This is a genomic window from Gordonibacter pamelaeae 7-10-1-b, assembly GCF_000210055.1.
Classification (GTDB): Bacteria; Actinomycetota; Coriobacteriia; order Coriobacteriales; family Eggerthellaceae; genus Gordonibacter; species Gordonibacter pamelaeae.
The window spans coordinates 839055-840085 of the sequence record NC_021021.1; the positions used below are offsets into that span (position 1 = coordinate 839055).

Genomic DNA, 1031 nt, shown 5'->3' on the forward strand with positions numbered 1-1031 from the left:
GAAGCCCGCGACGCGTCCACGGGCACCCACCCGATGCCGTCGCGGTACGCCTCGGCCCAGGCATGGGCGTCGGCGTCGGTGAGCACGAGGCGGTTCTCGCCCGACGCCGCCAGGCGCGCAAGCTCGTCCTCGCCGATACGGTACCCCTCAACGTAGCGGGCCGGAATACCCTGCGCACGCAAGGCCGCCACCGCGGCCGTGCTGAAGTACGCCGAGTTGCCCTCGCGCGCGTCCTCCAAGAACCAGGCGAGGAAGCCCTCCCCGGCGGGAGGGGCCTCCACCTCGTCGGCGTAGGACGCCAGCGTGGCCAGCATCGCGCGCACGCGCGACACCGTGGAGTGGAAGTCGGCGGCTTCGGCATCCCATGTCTCCTCGTCGAAGAGCAGGCGCATGACCAGCTCGCGGTCGGCCTCGCTCACGTCGAGGTAGTGCTCGTGGACGAACGCCCGGTACACCGACTCGGCGGCGGCGTAGCCCTCCTGCTGCGAGGAGCCGCCCTCCAGCAGCCATGCGGGCGCGTCCTGGTACTCGGCGTCCGCCACGTCGTCCAGCACGATGCGGTACGACCGCTCCCCCAGCAGGCCCTCAGCGAGCGTGCCGCCGTCGCGTCCGCCCACGATGGACGCGCCCTCGGCGGACCTCAACGAATACGGCGCGTACACGTAGGCGCGGTCGGCACCCACCGCCTCGAGGGAGATCGTGCAGGTTCCCGTCGGCTGGCCGCCGTTGGCGACCGACGCGTCATCCAAGGAGGCGCGCTGCTTCGCGGGCTGGAACCCCTGTTCGGAGAGCCAGGCGAACATGCCCGTCCACGTACCCTCGTAGGCGGCGTGGTCGAGCGGCTCCCATGCGCCGTCGGCGAAGGTCGCGCCCACGAACCCGCGCAGGCCCACCTGGTCTTGCGGAACGCCCTCGAAGGTCACGGCGAGCCGCTCCTCGTCGCCGCCCATGCCGGGAACCTCGGCCAGGTCGCCCTCGGGGAGCGCGTCGTCTCCGAAGCGCGCCTCGTCCACCCCGGCCGCCACCGCCCC

General features: G+C 72.6%; 1 protein-coding gene. It reads right to left on the reverse strand.

Features of this window, described 5'->3' with window-relative positions:
• The coding region (locus GPA_RS16650) for a transglutaminase-like domain-containing protein (protein ID WP_167536595.1) at positions 1 to 1031 on the reverse strand (1031 nt) is incomplete at both ends.